This is a genomic window from Arthrobacter sp. (assembly GCF_031988865.1).
Classification (GTDB): domain Bacteria; phylum Actinomycetota; class Actinomycetes; order Actinomycetales; family Micrococcaceae; genus Arthrobacter_B.
The window spans coordinates 7,169-8,231 of record NZ_DALZXY010000072.1; the positions used below are offsets into that span (position 1 = coordinate 7,169).

At 70.1% G+C, this 1,063-nt stretch carries 2 protein-coding genes; both read right to left on the reverse strand.

Translation table 11 applies throughout. From position 1 onward, the window contains the following. Positions 1-524: riboflavin synthase (locus RTN46_RS12670; protein ID WP_312181860.1), on the reverse strand; the 524-nt coding region annotated here is incomplete at its 3' end. Between the two features lies 1 nt (position 525). Further along, the coding region (locus RTN46_RS12675; protein WP_312181861.1) for a RibD family protein at positions 526-1,063 on the reverse strand (538 nt) is incomplete at its 5' end.

Sequence of the window (1,063 nt, forward strand, 5' to 3'; positions counted from 1 at the left end):
CCGGTTTCCGCCAGCGTGGTCGGGATAAGCCCGACCTCGAACCACGGGGACGGTTCGGCAGCCGGACTGACGGCCGTGACTGTGAGGGAGACGCCGTCGACGGCGATGGAGCCTTTCTCGGCGATGTACCGGGCCAGCTGCTGCGGAATCCCGAAGCGGAGCCGTTCCCAGCTGCCCAGGTGCTCGCGGTCCAGCAGGAGCCCCACGCCGTCGACGTGGCCCTGCACCACATGTCCGTCCAGCCGGCCGCCGGCGGGAACGCAGCGTTCCAGGTTGACCTTCCGGCCCGGCGCCAGCGAACCCGTGGTGGTCCGGTCCAGGGTTTCTCCGATGACATCCAGTGCAATCCGGGCTCCGTCCACGGCGGTGGCCGTGAGGCAGACGCCGTTGACCGCGATCGATCCGCCGAGGTCCAGCCCCGTGGAGGTTCCCGGAGCGTCGATCACCAGCATTTTGCCCGCGCCGGTGGGGTCGGGGTGCAGGGAAACTACGCTGCCCTGCTCAGCGACAATGCCGGTAAACACTTCATTGTCCTATCGTTGGTTCGCGCTGGGCTGCGGCGGCCGGGGCTGCGGCGGCCGGTTCGGGTTCCAGCTGGAGCCGCAGGTCCGGTCCAGTGAGGCGGCAGGCACCGCTGCCGGCGGTATCGAACCGCCAGCTCGAGGCCTCTGCCAGGGTCATCACGCCGAGCCCGACGAAGGACGGCGTGCCGGCACCCAACAGCTTGGGCGCGGCATAGACCACGAGTTCATCCGCCAGTCCGGTCCGCAGGAACGCACTGGCCACGGTGGCTCCGCCTTCCACCAGCACGTGGCGCACGCCGCGGGCATGGAGATCGGCAAGCACAACGGCGGGATCATGGGTGCGGATCTGCAGGAACCTGCCGTCGGTTCCCCGGACGGCGGCTTCCTGCGGCACTTCCGTGCGGCCCATGATGACCCGGAGCGGCTGACGGACGGAATCATCCGCCCCGCCGCGGGCGGTCAGCCGCGGGTCGTCCGCCAGTACCGTTCCGGTGCCGGCGAGGATCGCATCGCATCGGCGGCGCAGCTCCTGGGCGTCT